This is a genomic window from uncultured Phycicoccus sp. (genome assembly GCF_947495705.1).
In the GTDB taxonomy this organism is placed as follows: Bacteria; Actinomycetota; Actinomycetes; order Actinomycetales; family Dermatophilaceae; genus Phycicoccus.
Genome location: NZ_CANLZR010000004.1, coordinates 60,928 through 87,206, shown reverse-complemented (window position 1 = coordinate 87,206; position 26,279 = coordinate 60,928). Strand labels below are relative to the sequence as shown.

Here is a 26,279-nt window from a genome sequence, read left to right as displayed (position 1 = left end):
AGACACTCAGGCGGAGATGGCGCGGCGGATCCGGCGGCCGAGCACCTCGCTGGCCGCGCTCACGGCGAACGAGGCGAGCAGCAGCGTCGTCACCGCGGAGAACCGGAAGACGGACAGGTTCTCGGCGAACAGCCGCCCCAGGCCGGCCGCCCCGACGACCCCGACGATCGCGGTGTCGCGCACGCAGATCTCGAACCGGTACAGGGTGTACGTGACGAGCTGGTGGGAGGAGGGAGGCAGGACGGCCACCAGGGCGGCGAGGCCCGACCGGACGCCGGCCGCCCGCAGCGCGTCCCGCGGCCGGGTGTCCATGCTCTCCCAGGCCTCGGCGACGAGCCGCCCGAGGATGCCGCCTGTGTAGAGGCCGAGCGCGACGGCCCCGGGCAGCACCCCGGGGAACAGGACGAGCAGCGCCAGCGCCGCCCAGACCGTCGGCGGCACGGACCGGAGCACGAGCAGCACCCCCCGGGCGCCGACCCGGCCGACGAGCCGCGGCGCCCGGGTGAGCCGGGCCGCACCCTCGTCGGTCCCGACGGGCCGCACCCGGGTCGCCAGCGGCCCGACGACGAGGGTGACGCCGACCGCGACGACCATCGCGAGGACGGCCATCGCCAGGGTGTCGAGCGTCGCTCCGCCCAGCACCGACCAGCCGCCCGGAGGCAGCGCCGGCGGCAGCAGGTCGTCGACGAGCCGGACCGTGAGCTCACGCGTGCGTGCGGACACCAGGCCCGCCCACGAGACGCCCGAGGCGAACCACGCCGCGACGAGGCCGACGGCGGCGAAGACGGCGGACCACCGCGCCCACGAGGACCGGTTGCCGCGCGGGGTCCCGGTGCTCCCGCCGGACCAGTCCGAGCACGACACGACGGCCAGGTCGCCGCGCACCTTCGAGCTCCACACGTCGACGACCCCCGAGAGGACGACGACGGCCGCGACCAGGGTCCAGACCTCGTCCCAGTTCCGCGACTGGAGGCTGAGCACCATCTCCTGGCCGAGTCCGCCGACCCCGACGACCCCGAGCACCACGGCCGAGCGGATCGCGCACTCGAACCGGTAGAACGCGTACGACAGCAGCAGCGGGATCGCCGCCGGCACGAGCCCGTAGGCCAGAGCGGCTGCCGACCGGGCACCGCTCGCGCGCATCGCCGAGACCGGGTGTCGGGGAGCGGCGTCGAGGATCTCGGCGAAGACCTTGGCCGTCTGTGCGCCGAACGGGACGGCGATGGCCAGGACGGCGACGAGGGGGTCGAGTCCGAGCACGCTGACGAACAGCAGCGCCCAGATCAGCTCGTGGATGGCGCGGACGCCGACCAGCATCCCTCGCAGGACCAGGCGGATCGCACCGACGACCCGACCGGGCGGGTGGCGCCAGGTGGCGTCGCTGAGGACGAGGGCACCGGCGACCCCGATGACCAGGGCCCCGGCCGTGCCGAGCGCGGCGTAGACGACGGTGGTCAGCGCGGCGTCGAGGACGATCCGGAGGAAGTCGGGCGAGGTCGCCGGATCCCCGACGGCGGCGAGGAGCCGCCCCAGCAGGCGGAGCCCGCCGGTGTTGACGAGGGCGCCGTCGGTGGACAGCGACCGGACGAGGGACCACCCGACGACGAGGGCGACGAGGCCGGTCCCGACGAGCCGTCTGAGCGCGACCCGGCGGGCGGTGACCCGGGGCCGCTCGGTGGCCGCCCGCGTGGATGCGGGCCGGTCGGCCGGCCGGGTGTCGAGGCTCACGTCAGGGCGTACAGCTCTGCGAGGAGGGCGTCGTCGAGCTCGTCGGCGGGGCGGTCGAGGACGACGCGCCCCTGCTGGAGGCCGATCGCGCGGGTGCAGTGGCGTCGGGCCAGCTCGGGCTGGTGCAGGCTCACGACAAGGGTGCCGTCCGGCGTCGCGGCGCGCAGCAGCCCCAGCACCTCCGAGGCCCGGCTCGGGTCCAGGCTCGACACCGGCTCGTCCGCGAGGACGAGCTCGGGGTCCTGCACCAGGAGCCGGGCGATGGCGACGCGCTGCCGCTCGCCCCCGGACAGCCGTTCGGTGCGCTCGTGGACCGCCCAGCCGAGACCCACGGCCTCGAGCGCGGACACGACGACGGGGTCGGGACGCGGCAGCGCCAGCGCCAGGAGCGACCTGCCGGTGCTCCACCGGCCGAGCCGCCCGGCGTTGACGTTGTGCAGCACCCGCACCTGGTCGACGAGGTCGAGGCGCTGGCCGATCGTGCCGACCCGGCGCTGCACGACGCGCAGGGCGGGCCCGGTGAGGGTGGCGAGGTCCGCGCCGAGCACCTCGACCGTCCCGCTCGTCGGTCGCAGCGACGCGTTGAGCAGCGCCAGCAAGGTGCTCTTACCCGCGCCGCTGGGCCCGAGAAGGGCGACCCGCTCACCCTGGTGGATCGTCAGGTCGACCGCGTCGACGGCGGTGCGGTCACCGAAGCGCCGGGTCGCCCCGGTGAGCCGCACGGCAGGGCCGGCCGCCGTCATGCGAGGAGTCCCAGCTCCTCGGCCACCGACTCGATCTGGTCGTAGTTGGCGTTCTCCGTCGGGACGAACGTCGTGGCGCCGAAGAGGTCCAGCACCTCGGCGTCGCGGGGGTCCGCCGCGTCGAGGGCGAGGAGGGCGTCGGTGATCCTCTGCGTCGTCCCCTCGCCGAGCCGCTCGTCGAGGTCGGGTCGGGCGAGCCAGTGGTAGTCCGCGTAGCCGGGGGTCCGCCACAGCTCGACGACCTCGGACAGGTCGACCTCGCCGGCCTCCTGCGCGGCCTTCCACACCTGCTCGTTGACCGCACCGACCTCGAAGCTGCCGGAGGCGACGGCTTCGACCGTCGCGTCGTGCGAGCCCGAGAACCCGGGTTCGCCCTTGAGGTCGGCGACGGCAAGGCCGCCCTGCTCCATGAAGTACTGGGGCATGAGCCGGCCCGACGTCGAGGTCTCGCTGCCGAAGGTGAAGGAGTGACCGGCCAGGGCCGTCAACCCGGCCGCGTCGGTGAACGGCGCGATCCCGGCCGCGGTGTTGGCGATGAAGACGCTGTGGAAGTCGGCGTCGATGTCGCGCTGGGCGATGGCCCGGGCCCCCGGGACGCGGGAGCGGGCCTGCACCCCGGTGAGCCCGCCCATCCAGGACAGCCCGATGTCGCCGACCTCGAACCCCCGGACCACGGCCGGGTAGTCGGTGACCGGCTGGTAGGTGACCTCGAGACCCGTGGCGTCGGCGAGCAGCGCCGCGAGCGCCGGGTACAGCCGACCGAGCTTCTCCGGGTCCTGGTCCGGGATGGCCGAGATGACGAGGGTGCCGCCGGTCCCGTCGCCTGCCTCTGCGGCCGGGCTCGCGGTCTCGTCCGCGCCGCAGGCCGCGAGGGCGAGGACGCCAACCGACCCGATGAGGACGTGGCGGCGGGGCAGGGAGGGGGTCACGGCTGCTCCTGGGGATGGGAGGTGGTGCGGACGGCCCGCAGCCGGACGAAGGCCACGACGGCGAGGGTCATCAGCAGCGTCGCCGAGGTGCCGCCGCCGCCGAGCAGACGCTCGGCGAACCCGGCCTGGATCCGCATGAGGAGGGCGGCGAGCAGCGCAACGACCAGCGCGCCCTGAGCCGCCCGTGCCCCCATCCGCTCGGTGGCCAGCAGCAGGCCACCGACGACGAGGAGGATCGCGCCGCCGAGGAGGTTGAACGACCCGAGCCCCACCTCGAGGCTCGAGGTGCCGATCTGCGGGCCCGACGCGGCGAGCGGGTCGCCGAACGACCCGAGCACGCCGACCAGGCCGGCGGCGAGCGCGACGCCTCCGGCCACGCGCCCGAGGGTCCGGCCGTGGTCGAGCCCGGTCCGGATCGCGTCGACCGCGAGATACCGCCCCGACGAGGACGCGAGGAGCGCGACGTGGGCGCCGAGCATGAGCAGGTACGCCCACGGCCACTCGTTCGGGGCGAACGCCACCGACAGGCCGATGGCCAGGCTCTGGGCGATGCCGAGCGCGGCGGCGGCGCGGATCCAGGCGCCGGAGAGCAGGAGCACGGCGAGGGCGGTCTCGGCGACGATGACGCCCCACCCGAAGACCGCCAGGTTGGGCAGGACGACGTGCTCCACGACGTAGGAGTACGGCGGGAGCACGGGGTCGCTGACCGCGAACGCGGTGAACTTGTAGAGGCCGCGCCCGCCTGCCTCGCCGAAGTCCGGCGGGATCTTCCAGTTGACGTTCCACAGCCACAGGAAGCCGAGGAGGATCCGCAGGAAGGTCGCGCCGACCGCCTGGTGCCGGGGCACCGCCTCGGTGGCGGGGGCCAGCAGCCAGTCGACGGCGGACCGCGCGCGGCCCGTCATGGTGGTTGGTGTACGCGTGTCGGATTCAGGCACAGCGGAACACCTCCCGTCCGGATCGGGTGGCGGCATCCTGCACCGCCACGGTGTCGGTGACGACGCCGAAGACCTCGGCGAGGGGGAGTGGGGAGTCCGCGATGCGCATGTTCGGGTTCGTGACGGCCACCGGGTGCCACCAGGCGCCGTCGGCAGTGATCGTCGGCTCCGGCTCGAGGGTGTCGATCGAGACGTGGATCCCGGTGTCGGCGAACCCTTCCTGCGCGACGGGCCGGATGACCCGGTCCTCCTTCGCGATGCCCTCGTCGTCGAGCCGCCGGTGCAGGGCCCGCACGCCCTCGGGATCCTCGTCGTAGAGCGTCGCCGCGACCCGGACCCGGAAGCCCAGACCCCGCGCCTCGCCGATGCCGCTCAGCGCCTTGGCCCACGAGCCGGCGCCGCGCTGGGCGTCGTGCAGGTCGGGGGTCGCGGAGTCCAGGCTCACCTGGAGCGCGACGTCGCGGTCCAGGCCCTCCAGCGTCTGCCGGCGCGTGCCGCGGGCGAAGATCATCGCGTTCGTGAGGATCGTGCGCTCCAGCCCGGCGCCCGCGGCCACCAGCTCGCCGAGGTCGGGGTGCATGAACGGCTCGCCGCCGGTGAGGAACAGCTCGCGGCCGCCGAGGTCGCGGAACTCCGCGAACGCGGCGCGTGCCACGTCGACCGGGAGCCGACGGGCCAGGGCCTTGGGGGAGGACTGAGCGCAGCAGTACGCGCACGCGAGGTTGCAGTCGAAGTTCGTGTAGGCCCACAGCCGGCGGCCCACCGGCGTCCGGTCGCCGACGGTGAACATCGTGTCGGCGGCGAGGCCCACGACCTTGCGGACCGCGAACCACCAGGGGCCGTCGGCGGACTCGGCGTGCTCGGCGGTGACGTCGTGCCCGACGAGCTCGGCCCACACCGGGAGGTCGGTGCGCACCGACGGCTCGGCGCTGCGCACCGCCAGGAGGTCGCCGTGCTCGAGCCGACGCATCGCGCGGGTGATGAGGAGCAGCAGGCCACTGCCGCAGTCCATGTCGCCCCCGTCCACGAGCCGGGCCACGTCACCGAGGGGGGTAGGGACCGGTTGTGCTCCGGTGGGGACCATGCTTCGACCGTAGGGCGTCCGGGCTCGGATGGCACGGGCCTGGCGGTGACGGTCTCCTTACGGGGCTCCCGGCGGCGTGGTGTCCGGACTACCGTCGGAGGATGAGCGACGACGTGAGCGACCTCCGGCGGCCGGCGGACACCGGGAGCCGTCAGGACTTCTGGGAGGGGGTCCACGGCTCCAAGGACGTCGACGGCGTCTCGTGGTGGCAGTCGGTGCCCGAGCTGTCGCTCGGGCTCGTCGACGCCACCGGCATCGGCCGTGACGAGCCCGTCATCGACGTCGGGGCGGGGTGGTCCACCCTCGTCGACCACCTCCTCGAGCGCGGGTACACCGACCTCACCGCCATCGACCTGTCCGCGACCGCACTGCAGACGGTGCGCGACCGGCTCGGCGCGGCCGGAGCCCAGGTGGTCCTCGACGTGGCGGACGTCCTGGACCTGAACCCGGGCCGGCAGTACTCCCTGTGGCACGACCGGGCGGTCTTCCACTTCCTCACCGAGCCCGACGAGCGGGAGGACTACCTCGTCTCGCTCGAGCGCTGTCTGGCCCCGGGCGGCTGGGTCGTCGTGGCCACCTTCGGGCCGGACGGGCCCACGACCTGCTCGGGGCTGCCCATCGTCCGCTACACCCACCACGAGCTCGCGGCGCAGTTCCCCGGCTTCGAGCTGGTCGACACCGCCGGGGAGGACCACGTGACGCCGTGGGGGAGCACCCAGCAGTTCACCGCCGTCCTCCTGCGCCGCGCCGCGAAGGGCTGAGCGTGCGGGTCGGGCTCATGGCGACGTGCCTGGGGGACGCGATGTTCCCCGAGGCACCCCGCGCGACGGTGCGCCTGCTGCGCCGGCTCGGGGTCGACGTCGAGGTGCCCGAGGCGCAGACGTGCTGCGGGCAGCCGATGGTCAACACCGGCTACCTCGACGAGGCCGTGCCGCTCGTGCGGACGACGGTGTCCGCCTTCGAGGGGTTCGACGCCGTCGTCGTGCCGTCGGGGTCGTGCGCGGGGTCGGTGCGCCACCAGCACGGCATCGTCGCCGAGCGGGCGGGGGACCCGGCGCTCGTCGACGGCGTCGCGCGACTCGGGCCGCGTACGTACGAGCTGTCCGAGTTCCTCGTCGACGTGCTCGGTGTCACCGACGTCGGGGCGTCGTTCCCGCACCGGGTCACGTACCACCCGACGTGCCACTCGCTGCGGATGCTGCGGGTGGGGGACCGGCCGCTGCGCCTGCTGGAGGCCGTGCGCGGTATCGACCTCGTGGACCTGCCCGGCGCCGAGGAGTGCTGCGGCTTCGGCGGCACGTTCGCGGTCAAGAACGCCGACACCTCCGTTGCGATGGGCTCGGACAAGGCGCGCCACGTCGTCGGGACCGGTGCCGAGGTCCTCGTCGCCGGTGACGCGTCGTGCCTCATGCACGTCGGCGGGCTGCTGTCGCGGCAGCGGACGGGCGTGCGGACCATGCACCTCGCCGAGGTGCTCGCCTCGACCGCCGACGACCCGTGGACGCAGGAGGCGACCCGATGACCCCCGTCCCCGTCCCGCGATCGACCGATAGGTCACGCCAGGTACAGCCCCGTCCCGGACCGATATCGACCAATAGGTCACACCAGGGACAGGCGGCTGCACCGCTTGTGACCTATTGGTCGTGCCAGGTACGGACCCATGCTGTACCCCCTGTGACCTATTGGTCGCGGCAGGTACGGGCTGTGGGGGTGGGGTGCTGATGGGGCGCACCTTCGTCGGCATGCCGCCGTTCCCCGTCGCAGCCCGGACCGCGCTCGCCGACAGCCAGCTGCGCCGCAACCTCGCCCATGCGACCGGGACGATCCGGGGCAAGCGCGCCGGCGCCGTCGCCGAGCTCGAGGACTGGGAGGACCTGGGCGCCCAGGCCGCCGCCGTCAAGGACCGGACCCTCGCCCACCTCGACGAGCACCTGGTGGCCCTCGAGGAGGCGCTGAGCGCACGCGGGGCCACCGTCCACTGGGCGCGTGACGCGGCCGACGCGTGCGCCGTCGTCGCCGACGTGGCGCGCCGCCACGGCATCGACGAGGTCGTCAAGGTCAAGTCGATGGCGACCCAGGAGATCGGGCTCAACGAGGCGCTGGCCGAGCAGGGGATCGCGGCCTGGGAGACCGACCTCGCCGAGCTCATCGTCCAGCTCGGGGACGACCTGCCGAGCCACATCCTGGTCCCGGCGATCCACCGCAACCGCGCCGAGATCCGCGACATCTTCCGCACCCGGATGGCCGCTGCGGGCCGCCCCGCCCCCGACGACCTCACCGACGACCCGGCCGCCCTGGCCGCCGCCGCCCGGCTGCACCTGCGCGAGAAGTTCCTGTCGGCCCGGATGGCGGTCTCGGGGGCGAACTTCGCCGTCGCCGAGACCGGGACCCTCGTCGTCGTCGAGTCCGAGGGCAACGGCCGGATGTGCCTGACCCTGCCGGACGTCCTCGTGTCCGTCGTCGGGATCGAGAAGGTCGTGCCGACGTGGCGTGACCTCGACCTGTTCCTGCGGCTCCTGCCCCGGTCCTCGACCGGCGAGCGGATGAACCCGTACACCTCGATGTGGACCGGCGTGACGCCCGGCGACGGACCCCAGGAGGTGCACGTCGTCCTCCTCGACAACGGCCGCACCCGGGCCCTCGCCGACGAGTACGCCCGGCAGGCGCTGCGCTGCATCCGCTGTTCGGCCTGCCTCAACGTGTGCCCCGTCTACGAGCGCGTCGGCGGCCACGCGTACGGCTCGGTGTACCCCGGCCCGATCGGCGCGATCATCAACCCGCTGCTGCGCGGGGTCGGGCAGGATCCCCAGGTCGACGCGCTGCCCTACGCCTCGACGCTCTGCGGCGCGTGCGGCGACGTCTGCCCGGTGGCGATCGACATCCCGGGGGTGCTCGTCCACCTGCGGACGGCGGTCGTCGACGCCCACCGCAGCGACACCCGGCCCACGGCCGAGGCGCTCGCGGTCCGCGCCGCGGCCTGGACGCTGGGCGACGCACGCCGGCTCGCCCTGGCCGAGAAGGCCGCGGGCGGCGCCGGCCGCGTCCGCCGCGGCCGGGGCATGCCCGGCGGGCGCGGCGCGGTGTCGTGGCTGCCGTTCGCCGGCTCCCGCTGGACCGGGGCCCGTGACCTGCCGCTGCCGCCGCGCGAGTCCTTCCGCGCCTGGTGGCGCCGCGGTGGCGGCACCGAGGAGGGACGGCGATGAGCACCCGCGACGACGTGCTCGCCGCCGTGCGGGCCGCCCTCGGGCCGGACCGCCCGCTGGAGGTCGCCGTCGACCGCACCTACCGCGACCGCGACCCGCTACCGCCGGGCGCGGACGTCGTCGACCTCTTCGCCGAGCGGGTCGCCGACTACCGCGCCACCGTCACCCGGTGTTCTCCCGGCGACGTCGAGGCCGCCGTTGCCGCAGCCCTCGGAGCCGCCACCCGGGTCGTCGTCCCGGACGCGCTGTGGCTCGACGTCCCCCGGTGCGTCCCCGACCACGGCCTGTCCGCCGCCGAGCTCGACGCCGTCGACGCGGTCGTGACGCGCGCGACCCTCGGCATCGCCGAGACCGGGACGGTCGTCCTGGACCACGGCCCGGGCCAGGGGCGGCGCGCCATCACCCTCGTCCCGGACCTGCACGTCTGCGTCGTGGCCGCCGACCAGGTCGTCGCCGGTGTCGTCGACGCCGTGGCCGCGCTCAACCCGACCCGGCCGCAGACCTGGATCAGCGGGCCGTCCGCGACGAGCGACATCGAGTTGGACCGGGTCGAGGGCGTCCACGGGCCACGGCGCCTACACGTCGTGCTCGTCACGGGGTGAGCAGCCACCGATGGGCGGTCGCGGTCAGCGCCGGCTGAGCTCGATGACCGGGATGACCCGGGTCGTCCTCTGCTCGTAGGCCCGGAAGCCCTCGAACAGCCCCGTCATCCGGGACCACCCGGCGTCCCGCTCGGCCCCCTCGAGCACCCGGGCCCGGACCTCGACGGTGCCGTCGTCCGGGGTCTCGATGCGGACGTCGGGATGCGCCCGCAGGTTGTGGAACCAGGCGGGGTTGTCGGGCGCACCGGCCTTGGAGGCCGCGACGAGCCAGGTGTCGGCGTCGGGGTGGACGGCGGCGGCCGGCGTGACCCGCTCGGTCCCGGTCTTCGCGCCGATGTGATGGAGGAGCACCAGGTTGCGCCCGAACCCGTTCGTGGCCACGGTCCCGTCGTGGGCGCGGAACTCGTCGATGATCTGCTGGTTCCAGTCGGGCATGGCCTGCTCCTCGTCAGCGGTGGTACCAGGGTCAACGCACGCCACACACGGCCGGTATTCCTCGGGACCGCGGCTTCAGACGCGGATGGCGGCCGGGATGCCGTCCGAGAAGACCTCGGGCGGGTCCGGCAGCGAGCGCGACAGCCCGGCCGCGTGGCGGGCCGCCGTCCACCCGACGGCGCAGGCGTCGAGCACGTCGTCGGCGGCGTAGCCCAGCCCCTCCAGGACGGACGGGCGGGCGACGCCGGCAGCGGCGAGCGCCGCTACCCGGGCGGCACGGCCCGGAGGGGTCTTTTTGCCCGCCAGCACCGGGGCGCCCGCCATCGCCGCGAACGAGACCTCGGGGTGTACCTCGATCACCTCGAGCGTCGGGCGTGTCCGCAGCCAGGCGTCGACCTCGAGGATCTTGGCGCGCAGGGCGAACGCCTGCGCCCCCACGCCCTGCCCGCTGGCGGCACGGTTGACGGTGTCGGCAGCCGCCCGGTCGGGCTGCCCGTACGCGGCCCGCGTCAGGGTGGTGAACACCGAGGACGCCTTCCCCGGCAGCGCCCGCCGGGCGAGCGCGTCGGCTCGGCGGGTCGTGGTGTCGGGGAGGCCGATCGGGATGTCGATGCCGACGACGCGCAGCGCCGCGGACTCCCGCGCCGTCTCGACGAGGGCGGTGATCGTGGGGGCGACGAGGACGCGCGGGCGCGGCGCCCCGGGCTCGAGCAGGGCCCCGACCCAGCCGGCCGCGCACCCGTCGACGCCGAGGACAGGGGCGGTCACCTCGATCGGCTCGGGCCCGCCGTCGGCGCCGACCGATGCCCGGTGCTCTGCCAGGGCTCGCGCGACCCGGTCGACGAGGTCGCCTGGGTACCCGGCCCGGCGCAGCGCCGACTCCGCCTCCCGCGCCGCCCGTTCGAGGCCCGCCGGCATCGGTCAGCCCACCGCGCCGCGGGCGAGCACCGAGGCGCTCGACCAGGGGTAGCGGGTCCCGTCGGCGGCGACGGCGCGCACGCTCACGGTGTGCCAGCCCGCGGTGACCGGGCCGGACCACCGGGTGGCGACGACCCGCTCCGGGGTCCCGTGGTCCACCGCCACGTCGTACCCGGCCACGGTGACGCCGGCGGGCGGCTGCCACCACGCCGTGACCGTCGCCCCGACGTGGCCGACGGCGAGGCCGGTGACGGCGGTCCCCGAGGTGACCGAGACGCTCGCACCGGACGGGTCCGCCCGGAGCAGGGTGATGCGCGACCCGGTCAGCGGGTCGACGATGCTGCCGCCGACCTGGAGCGGCGCGTCGGTGGCGGAGGTGGTCGAGGGACGGGAGTCGACGAGGTAGGTCGCCACCCCGGCCCCGTTGTCGACCCGCACGGTGACGCCGGTGACCACCGGGTCGTTCCCGGCGAAGGTGTCGAAGACCCCGGTCGGGCGCCGGTACTCCACCGACAGCCAAGTGCCGTCGCCGCGGTCGACGCGGAGCTCGCGCACCCCCGAGGTCGAGTCCGCCGGCGCGAGCCGGACGGTGCGTGCCTCACCGGGGGACAGCGTCCGCGGGGCGATGAGGAGGTAGTGGTGGCGGGCGGTCGCGTGGTGGAGCCGCACCGTGCCGCCCATGACCGAGAAGGGGTCGCCGTACTCGGACACCTTGGCGCACTGCGACGGCCGGCCGAGGGCCACCTTCGTCCCGTCCACCGTGCACCGGTACGTCGAGGCGTGCCCCTCGCCGAAGTTGTGCCCCAGCTCGTGCGCCATGACGTAGACCGAGGGGGTGGACTCGTTGACCCACGTGACGTTGCCCGGCACCTGCCCGAGCCCGGCCCATACGCACGACACGCTCCCCGGCGGCAGGACGACCATGTAGTGCGTGTAGGCGCCGGTGTCGACGCCCCGGTCCGCCGCGGCCTGAACGGCGGCGTTCGCCCAGGAGTAGTAATCGGCCGAGGTGCAGCCCCCGCCCGCGGGCCGGCTGACGGTGTACGGGCCCACGACCTTGCCCGACACCGTCCACAGCCCGTCCGAGACGTCGGCGTAGTAGCCCTTGACGCTCGAGGACCCGCTGAAGAGCCGCGCCGACACCCCGCTCGTCGACGGCGTCGCCGCCGACGGGTCGTCGGCGAAGCGGATGGCGACCGCGAGGACCTTGACGCTGCGTGGTCCGGTGGGGCCCGCCGTGGTGGCGGCGGCCTGCTCGATGGGATCCGGGGACGCGCTGGCCGACCCGCTCGGTCCGGCGGCGGCCACGCCGGAGCCCTTGGCCCGGATCGCCCCGCCCGCCGCGGTGGTGCCCCGCGCCCGCACCCGGCGGCCGACCAGCGCCGCCACGTCGTCGCGGCCCAGCCCGACGAGCGGGACGGCCCGGCCGTCGCCGTCGCGTCGGACCGCGAGCTCGGTGGCGCTGCGGTCACGGGCGAAGTCGTCGGCCACCTGCGCGACGAGGACCCCCGTGACGGTGGCGGGGTCGCTCGACCCCGCGGCGGCACCCGAGGGCGCCACCTGGGTCAGGAGGAGTGCGGTGGCGCCGCCGAGGAGGGCGACGAACCGGGGGTGGGCACGCATGCGATGAGGCGCTCCGGGCAGAGGGGGAACGGCAGGAGTCCCAGGATAGGAACAGCGGCGGCCCGGCCGAGGGAGGTCGCCGGTGACTCTCGGCCGAACGGCCCTCCCCGGGGGCGGTCGATCAGGGCCAGCGACCTACGCTTTCCCCATGACGACGCACGCCCGCCCCGCCCAGCGCATCGGCCGGGTCAAGGCCGCGCTCGACAGCCCCGACGGGCTGCGCCGGGGGATGAACCTCTGGCCACCGTTCCTGGCCAGCGGGATCCGCATCGTCGAGATCTCCGAGGGCTTCGATCGGGTCGTCGTCCGGCTGCGCCGGTCGCGGCTGACGTCGAACTACGTCGGGACGCTGTTCGGCGGCTCGCTGTTCGCGATGACCGACCCGTTCTGGATGATCATGATGATGCGCAACCTCGGCCCCGGGTACGTCGTGTGGGACAAGGCCGGCGAGATCGACTTCGTCGCGCCGGGCCGGTCCTCGGTGACCGCGGTGTTCGTCCTGGACCCGGCGGTCGTGGCCGAGGTCCGGGCCGCGGCCGACGCCGGTGAGACGGTGCTGCGGTGGTTCCCGGTCGACCTCACCGCCCCCGACGGCACGGTCGTCGCCCGGGTCCGCAAGCAGCTCTACGTGCGCCGGTCCGCCCCGCCCGCACCCGCCTAGGCTGGCCGGATGGACCCGCGCCGCCACCCCCTCGCCGAGGCCCCGTACGTCTCGCTCACGACCTTCCGCCGCACCGGGGCACCGGTGAGCACGCCGGTGTGGATCGCCCCCGCCGTCGACGGCACCGAGCATCTCGTCTTCGTGAGCGTGGACGACACCGGGAAGACCAAGCGTCTCGCTCACACCCGGCGGGTGGAGCTGCGGCCGTGTGACGTGCGGGGCCAGGTGGCCGACGGGGCGCCGATGTACCGCGGCGAGGCCGAGGTGGTCCGCGACGACGCCGGCGTGCGGGCGGTGCGTGCGGCGCTCGCCGCGAAGTACGGCTGGCAGGCGCGGCTGCTGAGCGCCGCCAACGCCGCCGCCGGCCTGACGGGCGTCGGGCGCAAGCCCCGGGCGGCCATCGTCATCGAGGTCGAGCACCTGCCTGCCGCCTGACCGGCCGGGCCCCGACCCCCGGACGCACGACCGCCGCCCGGCAGAGCCGGACGGCGGTCGTGGGTGCGCCTCACGGCGCGGAAGGGGCGATCGTCAGGAGATGACGGTGATGTTCGCCGCCTGCGGGCCCTTCGGGCCCTGCTGGGTCTCGTACTCGACCTTGGCGTTCTCGTCGAGCGAACGGTAGCCGTTCGAGTTGATCGCCGAGTAGTGGGCGAAGACGTCGGCGGAGCCGTCGTCGGGGGCGATGAAGCCGAAGCCCTTTTCGGCGTTGAACCACTTCACGGTGCCAGTAGCCATGGGAGGCCTTCTTTCTGTCTGAGCGGACCGACTGTCGGAACGCCCGGAGTTGGTGATGCCTGGTGCGTACCTCTGCTCAGAAAGTGCCTCTAGCCCCGACGGGACCATGCTGCTACTACGTCACAAACGGAAAGCTCAACAACTGGAGCCGAGCCTAGCGGTAGTCGAGGGGTTTGCGCGATTCGAGGCTCAGGCCGGTCTCACGAGACGGCCCAGCGCCCACCGGGCCACCGGGGCGTAGCCGAGAACGACCGGCCACAGCGCGTGCACGTCGGCCCAGGCCAGGCTGCCGGCGCCGCGCTGCTCGATGCCGTGCTCCAGCCGGACCCGCAGCGGCCCGGACCGCACCGACCACGCCCAGGTCCGGGCCTCGTGGTCGACGGCCTCGACCCGGAAGACGGCGATCACGCCGCCCACACCCGTGACGCGGCCGCTCGTGCCCGGCACCACCACCTCGTGCGGGTAGTCCACCTCCCGGATCTGAGGTGCCCACGCCTGCCAGCGGCGCGGCTCGGTGTAGCAGGCCCAGGCGTGCGCGGGAGGGCGGTCGCCGGTCGCCGAGATGCGCAGCGCGCCGTGCAGGGGGTTCACCCTGTCCATGATGCTGCACGGGGTCCACGCCGTGGCTCGACGGGGTGGTCGGATCGGCGGTGCCGGGGTTAGCGTTACGGGGTGAGCATGCTGCGCGTCGACCGGTCCTGGCGCGAGGACGTGCGCCGCCGCATCCCGGTGCGGTACCTCCCGCAGACGACGCCCGCCCACCTGCGCGGCACGTGGCGGCAGGCCAAGCCGGCCCGGATCGAGCAGGCGCTGGCCGCTGCCCTGCGCCGCCCCACCCACGGCTGGCTCGTCGCCGGAGCGTCCACGGAGGTGCCGGCGACCCGGTCCGTCATGCGGACGGTGGCCGGGCGGGAGGTCGCACTGTGGCGCGACGCCGACGGGTCCCTCCTCGCGGGTCCCGGCGCCTGCCCGCACCTCGGGGCGCGGCTGCACGACTGCGACGTCGTCGACGGGACCGTGCTGTGCCGGTGGCACGGGATGCCGCTCGGCCGCGACACCGACCCGCCGTGGAACACCTACGCCGCCCACGACGACGGGGTGCTCGTCTGGGTCCGGCTCGGGCCCGTCGAGGAGGGCGCCGACCCCACCGACCGCCCCGTGCTCGCGATGCGACCGCGGCCCGAGGGGTCCATCGCGTCGGTCATCTCGCTCGCGGCGACGTGCGAACCCCGCGACATCATGGCCAACCGGCTCGACCCCTGGCACGGGGCCTGGCTGCACCCGTACGCGTTCAGCGACCTGCGGGTCGACGACGACGCGTCCTCCGACGACCGTCTCGTCCTGGACGTCGCCTACCGGCTGGGCCGGACCTTCGCGGTGCCGGTCCGGGCCGAGTTCACCTGCCCCGACTCGCACACCATCGTCATGACGATCACCGACGGCGAGGGCGTCGGCAGCGTCGTCGAGACGCACGCCACCCCGCTCACCGCGCCCGGAGCGCACCCGGCCCGCACGGTGATGACCGAGGCCGTCGTCGCGACGTCCGACCGTGGGGGCTTCGCCGTCGCGCGCCGGATGGCGAGGCTCGTCCGGGTCGGGATGCGGGCCTCCGCGACCCAGCTGTGGGCCGACGACCTCGAGTACGCCGCCCGCCGCTACGAGATGCGCCGCCGGGACGCGGGCACCCTCGAGGGCTGACCGAGGCTGGTCAGCCCAGCGCCCCGACCCACAGCTCCGGGCCGAAGCCCTCGGCCGACAGGTCGACGACCTTGCCGACCAGCACGACGTGCTCGTCGACCAGCCGGTCCAGGCGGTCCTCGACGGCCGGCCCGTAGACCGGCAGGACCCCTCCGTCGGCCAGCACCAGCCGGTAGGGCAGCCGGTCCCGACCGCCGGGGGTGCTGCGGGCAGGGGCCGCCCGCAGCACCCCTGAGACGGTCTGCTCGGGTTCGGGCCGCTCGTCGTACCAGCTCTCGCTCATGCGTCCTCGGGGCTGCCGTTCACCGGGTGCGGACGTGGGCCGCCCAGTACACGGTAGGCACCACCGACGGGACCCGATAGCCCCGGATCCGCAGCCTCCAGGTGCCGGTGGCGATGCGCCCGCCGACCCGGGCCCGCTCGAAGACGCTGGGGATCGAGATGCTCGACGCCCGCGTCGCCCCGGAGGGGTCGATCAGGTGGAGGTCGATGTCGCTGTGCCAGTCGAGCTGGAAGCCGAAGATGCGGACGCCGCCCTCGGGCCACCACAGTGCCGCGTCGAGGGTGTTGGCGCGCTCGGCGTTGACGGGGAGGGGGATGTCGACGTTCTCGCCGTCGCGGACCGTGACCTTGCCCCACCAGGCCACCCCGTTCGTCGGCAGCTCGATCGGGCCGGCCCCTTCGGTGTTGGTGAAGGGGTAGGGGTTCTGCCCCGACAGGATCATCTGGGCGTAGACCTGGCCCGGGTCGATCGAGCCGGTCGGGCGACGCAGCCAGTTGCGCAGCAGCGCGGCGGCGCCGGCGGCGTACGGGGTCGCCCCGCTGGTCCCGCCGAACACGCGGCGCGCGGTGTCGGAGGCGTTGCTCGCCGTCTCGGTGTTGGTGGGTGCCTGGATGTCGGGCTTGAAGCGGCCGTCGGGTGCCGGGCCGCGGCTCTGGCTCGCCACCTGGGTGCCCGACTGGACGTCGAAGTTGCCGACCCCGAGGGCCTTGTGGGCGTTGGCGGGGACGTTGACGGTGGAGGCGCCCGGCCCGTTGTTGCCGTTCGCGGCGATGACGACGGCGCCGGCGTCGAAGGCGTTGTCGGCGGCCACCGCGATGGCGCTGCGGTCGTCGCCCGACCCCTGCATCTCCGCCACGATCACCCGGTCGAGCACGCGGACCGCGTTCTCGAAACCGCGGACGGCGGCCGTGACGTTGAGGAAGCCGTTGCAGTTGCCCGAGGCGTCGACCGAGCTCGGGTAGACCTTCCAGCTGTCCAGGGTGATCCCGGTGACCCCGCGGAAGGCGTTGCCCTGCCGGTTGTTGGCGGTGATGATGGCGGCGCTCGCCGTGCCGTGGTCCCAGCAGTCGTCGGCGGGGTTGAGCGCGGTGCCGGTGTTGCAGTCGGCACCCCCGTTGACGCAGTCGCGCATGAAGTCGATGTGCGACGGTGAGTTGAACACCACGTGGGTCCGCCGGACACCGGTGTCGAGCAGGCCGATCCACCCGCTGGTGAGGCCGAGGCCGAAGTAGGGGTCCGAGACGATGTCCCGCCTCCCGTCCACGACGTCGTTCTGCGGGGGCGCGTCCTCGGTGTCGTCCGGCTCGATGTACAGGACCTCCTCGTCCTCGGCCAGCTCCTCGATGCCGGCCAACGGCATCCGGGCCTGCACGCCGCGGATCAGCCAGAAGGTGTCGGTCACCTTCGCGTCGACGCGGCCGAGGCGTTCGGTCAGCTGCTGGTAGTCGTCCGCGCGTCGCCGCCGCACCGTGTCGGCGAGCGCATCCGCCCGCTCGAGCTCGCGGGCGTTGTCGCAGCAGTCGCGGGGCTGGTCCACGTCGGGCTCGGGGAACCGTGGCATCGCCAGCTCGTCCCGGAAGGTGACGACGACCGTCTCGATCGCGTCACTGGCGCGCTTGCCCTTCCGCTCCCGCAGGAGCGGGTGGATCTTCGACGCCGGGTCCTTGTGGTCGACGGGCTCGACCGCCGGCTCGTCGGCACACTTGTCCTCGCGGTCCTTCTCGCGGTGACGCACGTCGTCCGGCAGCCGCGTGGCGCCGTACCGGGCGAGCTCGCCGTCGGTCAGGACCGCCTCGTGGACGACATCGAACTCGTCCTCGTCGGCCGCCAGGTCCTTGAACGGGTCAGCTGTGGTCATGGCTCCTCCTTGGTGTCACCCGGGAGGAGGGCGGTCGGGCCGCAGAGATACGTGTGCGGGCCGGTGATGTGCGGCCCGGCCGGCTCAGTCCGAGGCGCCGAGCTCCTGGAACAGGGTCAGGTGGATGCCGCCCGGCGCGTCGAGCCTGGCGTTCACGGAGTCCCACGGAGTGCGGGTCGGCGGGGCCACCGGCGATGCTCCGCCGTCGACCGCCGCGTCGTTCGCGGCGCTCGCGTCGTCGACCTCCAGAGCCACCCGCCACGCTCCGGCGACCTGTCGGCCGACCTCGACGGTGTCGATGTACCGCTGCTGGGCGGGGTTGGCGATCTCGAGCGTGGCCCGGCCGGCGTCCAGGATCGTGACGTGAGCACCGTCCGGCCCGTCGTAGGCCTCCTCCTCGGGCATGCCGAGGACGTCGCGGAAGAACGCCACGGCCGCCTCGGCATCGGGGGTGGAGACGACCAGCCGCAGCTGGCGGACGGTGACGGGCTCGGCCATCTGCTCACCGTACGCCGCACCGGCCGGGGCTACGATTCGGTATGGGCGCGTCCGCCGAGGTCCGAGCCCGCCGGCTCGCCGACTCCGCGGCGTTGGTCGAGCGGCTGGCCGCCTCGGAGGACCCCGTCCTCGCCTACAAGGCGAGTCTGCTGAGCGGGCAGGACCCCGACTCGGCGACGGCCCGCTCGATGCGGGACCGGATCGGCGGGTCCGCGATGTCGACGGCGCTGCTGCGGGTCCTGGAGCAGGACCCGAAGACCCTGCACCACACGTACCGCAAGTGGCAGGGCCCGCACTGGACGCTGACCTGCCTGGCGATGATCGAGCACCCCGAGGGTGACGCGCGCCTCCGACCGCTGGTCGGCCGGGTCCACGACTGGCTGTTCTCCACCCACTTCCTCGAGTCGCCCTTGACGGTCGTGCACCCGGGGCAGGAGGACCGGGTCCGGCACTGCGCCTCGATGGACGGCAACGCGATCTGGTCCTCGGTGCGGCTCGGCCTGGAGGAGGACCGGACCCGGGAGGCGGTGGACCGGCTCATCGGCTGGCAGTGGCCCGACGGCGGCTGGAACTGCGACAAGCGTCCGGAGGCCGCCCACTCCTCCTTCCAGGAGTCGCTGATCCCGGCCCGCGCGTTGTGGGCGTACGGAGAGGCCCACGACGACGACCAGGCGCGCCGGGCGGCCCAGCGGGTGGCGGACCTGCTGTTGCCGCGGCGTCTGCTGTGGCACCGCTCGGACGGCACCCTGGTCGTGCCGGACTGGGCCGGCACACCGGGCCCGGACCGGATCCACTACCCGATCCAGTTCTTCGACGTGCTGTTCGCGCTGCAGGTGATGGCCGACCTCGGCCGTCTCGGTGACGCCCGCTGCTCCGACGCGCTCGACCTGTTGGAGTCCAAGTGGCAGCCCGACGGCGGGTTCCCGCTGGAGGCCCCGACCACGGTCACCGCGGACCACGTCGTCAGCCGCGGCAGCTACGCCGACTGGGGGCCGTCCGGGCGGCGGCGCACCAACCCGTTCGTCTCACTCGCCGCCCTGGCCGTGCTCCGCGCCGCGGGACGCCACACCGCCGACCCCCGGGCCTGACCCCGGGCGACGGGCTGCCCGGGCGGCGCGGATGCCGCGGCGGGCCAGGGCCGGGAGCCGGCCGAGGCGCGAGGTGAGCGGCACCGACCACACGCCGTGCCCGGGGAGGCCCCAGCCGGTGAGGAGGCGGTCCGCGGCGAGCCAGCCCGTCGTCGCCGCGCGTTCCATGAGGGCGACGGGCAGGTCACAGCGGATCGCGTCACCGGCCAGCACCAGGCGCGGGTCGGGGGTCGCGACGCCCGGCCGGGACGCCCAGGGCTCCAGCCCCACGAGGACGCAGTCCTGCGCGACGAGCCACTCCTCGTGGAGCACGCCGAGCCGGGCCGTCTCGGGGTAGACGCGGTGCACTGCCGCGCGCATCCGCTCCCGCAGGTCGGGCTCGGCCGTGCCGTCCGGGACCGCGTACGCGTGCAGCTCGACGACGGACCCGCCGTGCACCGCGGACCAGGCGGCGGCATGGTCCTCGAAGCGCTCCAGGACCGAGACGTTGTCGAGCGGCCCGTACCCGCTGGTGCCGAGGAACGGTGGCCGGTCGGCCCGCACCCGCCCGTCGAGCCAGAGCCGCCAGACCGCGAACGCGGGCGCCGACCGCACGCCGGCCACCTGCGCGCGCCACGACCGCCCCGCATCGCCGGCGCCGCCGAGCCGCGGGGAGCCGGCGACGACGTCGCGGAGCCCCACCGGGTCGAGCGCCAGGACGACGGCGTCGGTGTCGAGCACCTGGCCGGTGTGCCCGCCCTCGGCCTGCCGGTGGTGCACCGCGAGCCGCCCGCCGGTGCCGTCGAGCACGGTGGTGACCTCGTGGCCCACGAGGACCTCGACGCCGAGGTCGTGCAGGTGCGCGCCGAGCGGGCCCCACAAGGTGCTGTCGTAGTCGTCGCGCGGGACGTCGAAGAGCAGCCCCTCGGCCGACCCGACGAAGTACAGGTGGAACATCGCGAGCAGCTCGGCGCCCGCGAAGTCGCTCGGGGCGGCGAAGAAGCTGCGGGCGAAGACCTCGAGCGCCAGGTGGCGGGCGTCGTCGGGGAAGTGGAGCCGGTCGAGCAGCTCGGCCGCGCTCACCCCGTCGAGCTCGGCGAACGTCGCGGGGAAGTCGACGTCGAGGAGCCCGAGCGCCTGCTCGACGTCGACCCCGCGCAGCCCGGCGAGGTCGAAGCTGGGGCTGCGGGCGACGAACGCCGCGAGGTTCCACGGCGGGGTGCGAGGGATGCCGGCGAAGGAGTCGGCGACGCCGCCCTCGCGTACGAGCGGGTAGTCGGCCAGCGGGCGGAGCCGGTCCAGCGTGGGGTCGGTGCGGCGCAGCACGGCCCGCAGGTTGTAGTACTGCCGGAAGAAGGCGTGGAAGCCGCGGCTCATGTGCGACGGGCTGCCGTCCGCGAGGGTCACCGGCCAGGACGCCACCCGCCCGCCGAGGCGCTCGGAGCGCTCCAGCAGGGTGACCCGGACCCCCCGCTCGGCGAGCCCGAGCGCGGCGGTCAGCCCGGCGATGCCTCCCCCGGCGACGACGACGTGCCGCTCGCCGGCAGCCACCGCGTCGCTCGCGTCCCCGGCCGGCTCGGGGGGCGGGTGGAACACCGCCCGGGGGTCACGACCCGGTCGGTACCGGGGGGTGCGAGGCCAGGGCGTCACGCGGGGGCGCTCCCGACGATGGTGTGGACGACACCGTCCTGCCATCCCGGGTAGGAGCGGTGGCGCACGTCGGCGAGCCCCGCGGACTGGAGCCGCTCGCAGATGCGCTCGACCGAGTCGAAGTCGCGCACGCTCGTGTACAGGTACCGGTGGAGCGGCACGTCCGAGCGCTTGACGACGGCCAGCGGGATGATGATGCCGTGGCAGACCGCCGCCCAGATCGCCCGGGCGCGGACGCTGCCGGCGACGGAGTAGTCGTGCACGGCGAACGCTCCGCCCGGGCGCAGCACCCGCCCCACCTCGGCGACGAGCTCGGCCCGGTCGGGCACGTTGCGCAGGAGGTAGGCGCCCAGCACGCCGTCGACCGAAGCGTCCGGCAGCGTCCGCAGGTGCGTCACGGCGTCGGCCACGACGAACTCGACCCCGCCGGGCCAGGTCTTGGCCCGGGCCTGGTCGACCATCCCCTCGGAGGCGTCGACCCCGGTGACCTCCAGCGTGGCCGGGTCGCGCCCGGCCGCGGCCCACGCCTCCAGCACGGCGCGGGTCGACGCGCCCGAACCGCAGCCGAGGTCGAGCACCGCGGCGCGGCGTCCACCGGACGCGAGGGGCATCCGGCCGACGAGCGCCTCGGCCGCGGTGCGCAGCTGGTCGTGGTACCCCGGCGACAGGGCCACCATCGCGTCGTACGTCGGGGCCGCGCGGTCGAACGCGTCCGCCAGCACCCAGTCCTGGCCGGTCATCCGGCCACCTCCTCGTGTCGTGCGCCGCGACGAACCCAGAGCAGGATCGTCAGGGTGACCATGCTGAACCCGAAGAGGTAGTCCTCGACGGGGATGTCCCAGGGCACCCGCACCCCGATGGTCTGGCTCTCGTCGTAGATGACGATGGGCGCCGACAGCTTCGTGAGCCAGCCGTCGACCGGGACCTGGAAGGCGAAGACGATCGCCATCGCCAGCCAGTACCGCGCGGTGCGGAAGACGCCCGTGCGCAGCCAGAACCGTTCCGCGGCCACGGTGGCCAGCACCGACAGGACGGCCAGGGTGGTGTACTCAGGCATCCTGCCCCCGCCACCGGCGGACCCAGCCGAGCACCGTGCCGACGGCCTCGAAGGTCAGCAGCCCGCAGATCGGGATGACGACGAAGAAGACGAGCTCCTCGAGCGGGACGTCCAGCGGCAGCAGGATCCCGGTCGTGTAGCGCTCGCTGTACGTCCAGTGCTCCCGGACGATGCCGAGCACGTCCCAGGCCACGAAGAGCGCGACGACGGGCAGCAGCGCCGCCAGCAGGCGCGCCGGGCGCCGGTACACCCGGGCGCGGAGCACGAACTCCAGGGGCAGGGTGATGGCCACGCACCCGGCCATGAGCAGCAGGTACTGGTACCGGTCGTCCACGGTCGCCTCAGCCCGCCTCGACCGCGTGGCCCAGCACGGCCGCCGGCGGGAGCTCGGTGCGGTCGGCGGCCGGCCAGGCGAGCGGGTCGGGGCCGAGCGCGGCGAGCAGCGGCACCTGCTCGGCGCACCACGGGGAGACGGCCAGCCGCCCGGCGAGGACCTCGGCGCAGAACTCCGCCCAGGGCACCCACGCCAGGTCGTCGACCTCCTCCGGGTCGGGGGACGTCGCCCCGGTCGCGGCCCGCGCCACGAACACCGGGCACACCTCGTTCTCGGCGACGCCCGCCATGAGCGCGCGGTAGCGGAAGCGCGGCAGGACGAGCCGGACGTCGGTGACCTCGACGCCGAGCTCGGAGCGGGCCCGGCGCCGCACGGCGTCGTCCAGGGGCTCGCCGGGGTGCGGGTGCCCGCACACCGTGTTCGTCACGACGCCGGGGAAGCTGGGCTTGCTCGCGGCCCGGGTGGTGACGAGCAGCCGGCCCGCGTCGTCGACGACGTAGCACGAGAACGCGAGGTGGAGGGGGGTCGCGTCGTGGTGGACGGCCGACTTCGGGGCCGTCGAGACAGCGGCGCCGTCGGCGTCGACGAGCACGACGTCGTCGTCCGAGACCCAGCCGCGGTCGGCCCGCTCCGCGGCGCGGTCCCGGCCGACGAGCCGCAGCGGGTCCCGCGCCAGCACCATCCGGGCCGCCAGCGCCGCCTTCGCCGGGGTCGGCACCCGGGCCCGCTCGGCGAAGACGTCGTAGCCCGCGGCCTCGATGCGCTCGAGGATGCGGGCGTACAGCACCCGGGCGGTCGCGACGCACCGACGGGACGCCGGCGGCAGGGCCGCGAGCCCCGCGTCGGCCTCCCGGTAGAGGCGGCGGTTGCGCTCGATCTCGAAGGCCATGAGGGCGCGCCACTCGGGTGTCGCGACGCGGGCGTGCGGGTCGGCCCCGAAGTGGCGCAGGTCCTCCTGCGGGACGTACACCCGGCCGCGGTCGAGGTCCTCCCCGACGTCGCGCAGGAAGTTCGTGAGCTGGAAGGCCAGGCCGAGGGACCGGGCCGGGGCCAGCGCGTCGACGCTCGGGTGCAGGACCGGCAGCATCATCTCGCCGATGACGGCGGCGCTGCCGTCCATGTAGCCGAGCAGGTCGTCCCACGTCTCGTAGGTGCGCTGGGTGAGGTCGGCACGCATCGCGCCGAAGAAACGGGTGAAGCACTCGTCGGGGATGGCGCGCTCCCGCACGGTCGTCGCGACGGCCGCGAGCACGGGGTCCTCGGAGGTCCCGGCGGCGACGGCCTCGCGGAAGCGCGCCTCGAACGCGTCGAGCTCGGCCGCGGTCCCCGGCCCCGGGTCGGGCCCGGCGAGGTCGACGATGTCGTCGGCGAGCCGGGCCAGGGTGTAGACGGCGAAGACGTGGCGGCGGTCCTCACGCGGCAGCAGCCGGGCGCCCCAGTAGTAGGTGGTGCCGTGTTCGCGGGTGACCTGCGCACACCGGGCGTACCCGGCGGCGAGGTGCTCGGCCGGGGCGCTCACGGGGCGACCCGGCTCGTGGCCCGCGGGACGGGCCGGGCAGTCGCGGCGTACTGCTGCACCCGCTGCGCGGCGAGCTTGCCACTGACGAGCACCATCGGGATCCCGACCCCGGGCGTCGTGCCCGACCCGGCGAACACGAGCCCCGGCACGCGCCGGTCGATGTTCGCGGGGCGGAACGGCCCGGACTGGGTGAAGGTGTGGGCGAGGGCGAACGGCGTGCCGAGGTGCATGCCCTGCGCCTCCCAGTCGACCGGGGTGACGAGGCGCTCCTCGACGATGTCGGTGGGGTAGCCGGCGGCCTGGAGGAAGGCGAGCAGCCGGTCGCGCATCGGCCCGGACTCGCGGTCCCAGTCGATGCCGGACCCGGTGTGCGGCACCGGCTCGAGGACGTAGAGGGTGGAGCACCCGTCGGGGGCGGCGCTCGGGTCGGTGACCGTCGGCACCGTGACGAGGCGGGACGGGTCGGGCATCAGCTCACCGCGGTCGATGAGCGCCTCGAACGCGGTGTCCCACTCGCGCCCGAAGTGGATGTTGTGGTGGCCGACGTGCGGCCCGGGGGTGCCGCGGACGCCGACGTGCCACACGACCGCCGACGGCGAGTAGTCGCCGCGCCGGACCACCCGGGGGGCGGTGACACCCGGCAGGAGGCGGTCGTACACGACGGGCAGGTCGACGGTGCAGACGACGGCGTCGGCCGCGATGCGGGTGCCGTCGACGGTCGCGACCCCGGCGACGGCACCGTCGCCGCGACGCAGCACCTCGGCGACCTCGACCCCGAGGTGGACCGAGCCCCCGGCGTCGGTGAGGGCCGTGGCCATCGCCCGGGGAGCGGCGTGCATCCCGCCCTCGGGGTAGAAGACGCCGCGCACCGTGTCCATGTACGTGATGACGGCGAAGACCGCCCGCGCCGCCGCCGGCGCCACCCCGGCGTAGAGCGCCTGGAAGCCGAAGATCCGCACGAGCCGGTCGTCGTCGAAGAACGAGGCCACCTTCGGCCCGAGCGCCCCGAGGCCACCGAGCCGCAGCAGCCGCGCCGCGGTGAGCGGCGAGCGGACGAGGTCGAGGGGGGAGTCGAAGTTGTGGTCGATGAAGGTGTCGAACTCGACCTCGTGCAGCTCCTCGAGCCAGTCGAGGAACCGGTCGAAGGCCGCGGCGTCGCGCTCGCCGGAGAGGCGGCGGATCTCCTCGCGCAGGTCGGCCATGTCGGCGCGCACGAGCAGCTCGGACCCGTCGGCGTAGACCGCGCGGTAGGCCGGGTCGAGCCGCCGCATCGGGGCCAGCGCTTCGGGGTCGCCGCCGACCGCGCGGATCGGGGCGTGCAGCAGCTCGGGCATCGTCATGACGACGGGGCCGGGGTCCATCCGGAAGTCGCCGAGCCGCAGCAGCCCCGCGCGCCCGCCGACGACGTCGTCGCGCTCCAGGACGGTGACGTCGTGCCCGGCCGCGGTGAGGTGGCACGCGGCCGCCAGGCCGGAGAGCCCGGCGCCGACGACGACGACCCTCATGCCGACCGCCAGGCGATCGAACGGACGAGGTCGTCGAGGGCGGTGACGGCCGCCGCGTCGCCGCCCAGCTCGGGCAGGCCGTCCAGGGCGCGTTCGGCGAGGCCGGTGATCTCCTGCTCGGCGCGCTCGCGGACCCCGGCCGCGGCCATCGCGGCCTGCAGCGCGCGGACCCCGTCGGCGTCGAGGGTGCCGGCGTCACACGCCGCCAGCAGGGGCCGGTCGCCGGCGGGCAGCATCTCGTGGGCCCAGCTGAGCAGGATGGTCGGCTTGCCGGAGGCGAGGTCGTCGCCGGCGGGCTTGCCCGTGACGGCGGGGTCGCCCCACACCCCGAGGACGTCGTCGCGCACCGCGAAGGCGTCGCCGACGAGGTCCCCCCAGGCGACGAGCCGGTCGATGTGGGCCCGGTCGGCCCCCGAGACGGCGGCGCCCAGCTCGAGGGGACGGGTGATCGTGTACCGGCCGCTCTTGAAGCGGGCGATGCGGCGGGACGTCGGGACGTCGCGGCCGCGGCTCGCGGTGTGGGTGATGTCGAGGAGCTGGCCGTCGACGAGCTCGACGGTCATGAGCCGCCAGACCCGGCGGACCGGCGCGGGCAGCGGCGCGACGAGGCTGGCCGCCTCGCTGAGCGCGAGGTCGGCGACGAGGACCGCGACGCTGTCGCCGAACAGCGCAGCGTCGCCGAGGCCCTCGGCGCTGCGGTGGCGGCGCCCGGCCTGGACGTGCAGCGCGGTGCGGCCCCGGCGGGTGTCGGAGCGGTCCATGACGTCGTCCTGGACGAGGGCGAAGAGGTGGAGCAGCTCCAGGGCGGCACCGACCCGGACGAGGGAGGGCCAGGTGGTGGCATCCGCGTCGCCCGCGAGGGCCCACCCCCAGTGGGCCAGACGCGGCCGGATCCGCTTGCCGGGGTTCGCGAGCTGCCCGCCGAGCTCGCGCACGAGGTCGACGTGCAGGGGGCCGGTCGCCGCGTCGCCACCGGCGGGGTGGACGCCGGCCTCCTCGAGCAACCCGCCGAGCGACTCGAGGGCCTCGTCGAGCATCGAGTCGACCCCGTCGAGGGTGTCCTCGGCCCGCAACGGACCGGGTCTCGTGTGCACCTCGAACGCGGTGACCTCGGCACTCATGTACGCCCTGCTCCGTCCTGTCTCGGGCCTCGATTCAACCAGAGCCCTCCACGGCGTCCGCAGACCCTAGACAGGCCAGGACGCCCTCCT

The 26,279-nt window shown here is 74.7% G+C and carries 28 protein-coding genes; 8 read left to right on the top strand and 20 right to left on the bottom strand.

Translation table 11 applies throughout. The features are described from left to right. Positions 1–6 precede the first annotated feature (6 nt). Genes Q0963_RS07510 through Q0963_RS07490 form a run of 5 tightly spaced genes read right to left on the bottom strand, consistent with a single transcriptional unit; the run spans position 7 to position 5,422 of the window. Positions 7–1,728: an ABC transporter permease gene (locus Q0963_RS07510; RefSeq protein WP_299444793.1), complete on the bottom strand. Its 1,722-nt coding sequence runs from the start codon at positions 1,726–1,728 to the stop codon at positions 7–9. Next, positions 1,725–2,471, bottom strand: coding sequence for a phosphonate ABC transporter ATP-binding protein (locus Q0963_RS07505; protein WP_299444792.1), 747 nt, complete (start codon positions 2,469–2,471; stop codon positions 1,725–1,727). The genes Q0963_RS07510 and Q0963_RS07505 overlap by 4 nt, the downstream gene beginning before the upstream one ends. Continuing rightward, on the bottom strand, positions 2,468–3,400 hold the full coding sequence (locus Q0963_RS07500; protein WP_299444790.1) for a putative selenate ABC transporter substrate-binding protein: 933 nt from the start codon (positions 3,398–3,400) through the stop codon (positions 2,468–2,470). The genes Q0963_RS07505 and Q0963_RS07500 overlap by 4 nt, the downstream gene beginning before the upstream one ends. Then, on the bottom strand, positions 3,397–4,305 hold the full coding sequence (locus Q0963_RS07495) for a hypothetical protein (protein ID WP_299444788.1): 909 nt from the start codon (positions 4,303–4,305) through the stop codon (positions 3,397–3,399). The genes Q0963_RS07500 and Q0963_RS07495 overlap by 4 nt, the downstream gene beginning before the upstream one ends. Positions 4,306–4,330: 25 nt before the next feature. Then, entirely contained in the window at positions 4,331–5,422 is a 1,092-nt protein-coding gene (locus Q0963_RS07490; RefSeq protein ID WP_299444786.1) for a radical SAM protein, read from the bottom strand. Between the two features lie 101 nt (positions 5,423–5,523). Between Q0963_RS07490 and Q0963_RS07485 the strand changes: the two genes are divergently transcribed. The 4 genes from Q0963_RS07485 (at position 5,524) to Q0963_RS07470 (ending at position 9,227) form a co-directional block, all read left to right on the top strand. After that, positions 5,524–6,183, top strand: a complete 660-nt coding sequence (locus Q0963_RS07485; protein ID WP_299444784.1) for a class I SAM-dependent methyltransferase — start codon at positions 5,524–5,526, stop codon at positions 6,181–6,183. A 17-nt stretch (positions 6,184–6,200) separates the two neighbouring features. Next, the gene (locus tag Q0963_RS07480) at positions 6,201–6,944 is read left to right on the top strand and encodes a (Fe-S)-binding protein (protein WP_299445001.1); all 744 of its coding nucleotides are present in this window, start codon (positions 6,201–6,203) and stop codon (positions 6,942–6,944) included. A gap of 220 nt (positions 6,945–7,164) precedes the next feature. Further along, the gene (locus tag Q0963_RS07475) at positions 7,165–8,625 is read left to right on the top strand and encodes a lactate utilization protein B (protein ID WP_299444782.1); all 1,461 of its coding nucleotides are present in this window, start codon (positions 7,165–7,167) and stop codon (positions 8,623–8,625) included. Then, positions 8,622–9,227: an LUD domain-containing protein gene (locus Q0963_RS07470; protein WP_299444780.1), complete on the top strand. Its 606-nt coding sequence runs from the start codon at positions 8,622–8,624 to the stop codon at positions 9,225–9,227. Before Q0963_RS07475 ends, Q0963_RS07470 begins: the two co-directional genes overlap by 4 nt. A 24-nt stretch (positions 9,228–9,251) precedes the next feature. Here Q0963_RS07470 and Q0963_RS07465 read toward each other — a convergent pair whose 3' ends face one another. From Q0963_RS07465 to Q0963_RS07455, 3 genes are all read right to left on the bottom strand, one after another. Next, positions 9,252–9,662: a nitroreductase family deazaflavin-dependent oxidoreductase gene (locus tag Q0963_RS07465; RefSeq protein WP_299444778.1), complete on the bottom strand. Its 411-nt coding sequence runs from the start codon at positions 9,660–9,662 to the stop codon at positions 9,252–9,254. A 75-nt stretch (positions 9,663–9,737) separates the two neighbouring features. Beyond that, positions 9,738–10,580 (bottom strand): DUF429 domain-containing protein, encoded by an 843-nt coding sequence (locus tag Q0963_RS07460; RefSeq protein ID WP_299444776.1) that lies wholly within the window; start codon positions 10,578–10,580, stop codon positions 9,738–9,740. 3 nt (positions 10,581–10,583) lie between these two features. Continuing rightward, complete coding sequence (locus Q0963_RS07455; RefSeq protein ID WP_299444774.1) at positions 10,584–12,203, bottom strand: hypothetical protein; 1,620 nt, start codon at positions 12,201–12,203, stop codon at positions 10,584–10,586. Between the two features lie 148 nt (positions 12,204–12,351). Between Q0963_RS07455 and Q0963_RS07450 the strand changes: the two genes are divergently transcribed. Beyond that, the gene (locus Q0963_RS07450) at positions 12,352–12,864 is read left to right on the top strand and encodes a DUF4442 domain-containing protein (protein ID WP_299444773.1); all 513 of its coding nucleotides are present in this window, start codon (positions 12,352–12,354) and stop codon (positions 12,862–12,864) included. A 9-nt stretch (positions 12,865–12,873) separates the two neighbouring features. After that, entirely contained in the window at positions 12,874–13,299 is a 426-nt protein-coding gene (locus Q0963_RS07445) for a PPOX class F420-dependent oxidoreductase (protein WP_299444771.1), read from the top strand. Positions 13,300–13,392: 93 nt separating this feature from the next. Here the strand turns inward: Q0963_RS07445 and Q0963_RS07440 are convergent, their stop codons facing one another. After that, on the bottom strand, positions 13,393–13,599 hold the full coding sequence (locus tag Q0963_RS07440) for a cold-shock protein (RefSeq protein WP_299444769.1): 207 nt from the start codon (positions 13,597–13,599) through the stop codon (positions 13,393–13,395). A 189-nt stretch (positions 13,600–13,788) separates the two neighbouring features. Beyond that, complete coding sequence (locus Q0963_RS07435; protein WP_299444767.1) at positions 13,789–14,190, bottom strand: SRPBCC family protein; 402 nt, start codon at positions 14,188–14,190, stop codon at positions 13,789–13,791. Between the two features lie 87 nt (positions 14,191–14,277). Between Q0963_RS07435 and Q0963_RS07430 the strand changes: the two genes are divergently transcribed. Next, positions 14,278–15,297 carry a DUF5914 domain-containing protein gene (locus tag Q0963_RS07430; RefSeq protein ID WP_299445000.1) on the top strand — a complete coding sequence of 340 codons (1,020 nt, stop codon included), beginning with the start codon at positions 14,278–14,280 and terminating at the stop codon, positions 15,295–15,297. Between the two features lie 10 nt (positions 15,298–15,307). Here Q0963_RS07430 and Q0963_RS07425 read toward each other — a convergent pair whose 3' ends face one another. The 3 genes from Q0963_RS07425 to Q0963_RS07415 form a co-directional block, all read right to left on the bottom strand. After that, positions 15,308–15,580: a hypothetical protein gene (locus Q0963_RS07425; protein WP_299444765.1), complete on the bottom strand. Its 273-nt coding sequence runs from the start codon at positions 15,578–15,580 to the stop codon at positions 15,308–15,310. 19 nt (positions 15,581–15,599) lie between these two features. After that, a complete protein-coding gene (locus Q0963_RS07420; protein WP_299444763.1) occupies positions 15,600–17,438 on the bottom strand; it encodes a S8 family serine peptidase in 1,839 nt (612 codons plus the stop codon). Between the two features lie 84 nt (positions 17,439–17,522). Further along, positions 17,523–17,936: a VOC family protein gene (locus tag Q0963_RS07415; protein ID WP_299444761.1), complete on the bottom strand. Its 414-nt coding sequence runs from the start codon at positions 17,934–17,936 to the stop codon at positions 17,523–17,525. Between the two features lie 41 nt (positions 17,937–17,977). Between Q0963_RS07415 and Q0963_RS07410 the strand changes: the two genes are divergently transcribed. Further along, a complete protein-coding gene (locus Q0963_RS07410; protein ID WP_299444759.1) occupies positions 17,978–19,024 on the top strand; it encodes a hypothetical protein in 1,047 nt (348 codons plus the stop codon). On the opposite strand, the gene Q0963_RS07405 is transcribed toward Q0963_RS07410, so the two are convergent. From Q0963_RS07405 to Q0963_RS07375, 7 genes are read right to left on the bottom strand one after another with little or no spacing between them, the layout of a single operon-like run. After that, positions 18,962–20,599: an FAD-dependent oxidoreductase gene (locus tag Q0963_RS07405; RefSeq protein ID WP_299444757.1), complete on the bottom strand. Its 1,638-nt coding sequence runs from the start codon at positions 20,597–20,599 to the stop codon at positions 18,962–18,964. The genes Q0963_RS07410 and Q0963_RS07405 overlap by 63 nt on opposite strands. Positions 20,600–20,649: 50 nt before the next feature. Further along, positions 20,650–21,393, bottom strand: coding sequence for a class I SAM-dependent methyltransferase (locus Q0963_RS07400; protein WP_299444755.1), 744 nt, complete (start codon positions 21,391–21,393; stop codon positions 20,650–20,652). Beyond that, complete coding sequence (locus tag Q0963_RS07395; RefSeq protein WP_299444753.1) at positions 21,390–21,710, bottom strand: lycopene cyclase domain-containing protein; 321 nt, start codon at positions 21,708–21,710, stop codon at positions 21,390–21,392. The genes Q0963_RS07400 and Q0963_RS07395 overlap by 4 nt, the downstream gene beginning before the upstream one ends. Further along, complete coding sequence (locus Q0963_RS07390; protein WP_299444751.1) at positions 21,703–22,044, bottom strand: lycopene cyclase domain-containing protein; 342 nt, start codon at positions 22,042–22,044, stop codon at positions 21,703–21,705. The genes Q0963_RS07395 and Q0963_RS07390 overlap by 8 nt, the downstream gene beginning before the upstream one ends. 7 nt (positions 22,045–22,051) lie before the next feature. Beyond that, positions 22,052–23,563 carry an isopentenyl-diphosphate Delta-isomerase gene (gene idi / locus Q0963_RS07385; RefSeq protein WP_299444749.1) on the bottom strand — a complete coding sequence of 504 codons (1,512 nt, stop codon included), beginning with the start codon at positions 23,561–23,563 and terminating at the stop codon, positions 22,052–22,054. Beyond that, positions 23,560–25,068 (bottom strand): phytoene desaturase family protein, encoded by a 1,509-nt coding sequence (gene crtI, locus Q0963_RS07380; RefSeq protein ID WP_299444747.1) that lies wholly within the window; start codon positions 25,066–25,068, stop codon positions 23,560–23,562. The genes idi and crtI overlap by 4 nt, the downstream gene beginning before the upstream one ends. Next, complete coding sequence (locus tag Q0963_RS07375) at positions 25,065–26,189, bottom strand: polyprenyl synthetase family protein (RefSeq protein WP_299444746.1); 1,125 nt, start codon at positions 26,187–26,189, stop codon at positions 25,065–25,067. The genes crtI and Q0963_RS07375 overlap by 4 nt, the downstream gene beginning before the upstream one ends. Between the last annotated feature and the right edge of the window lie 90 nt (positions 26,190–26,279).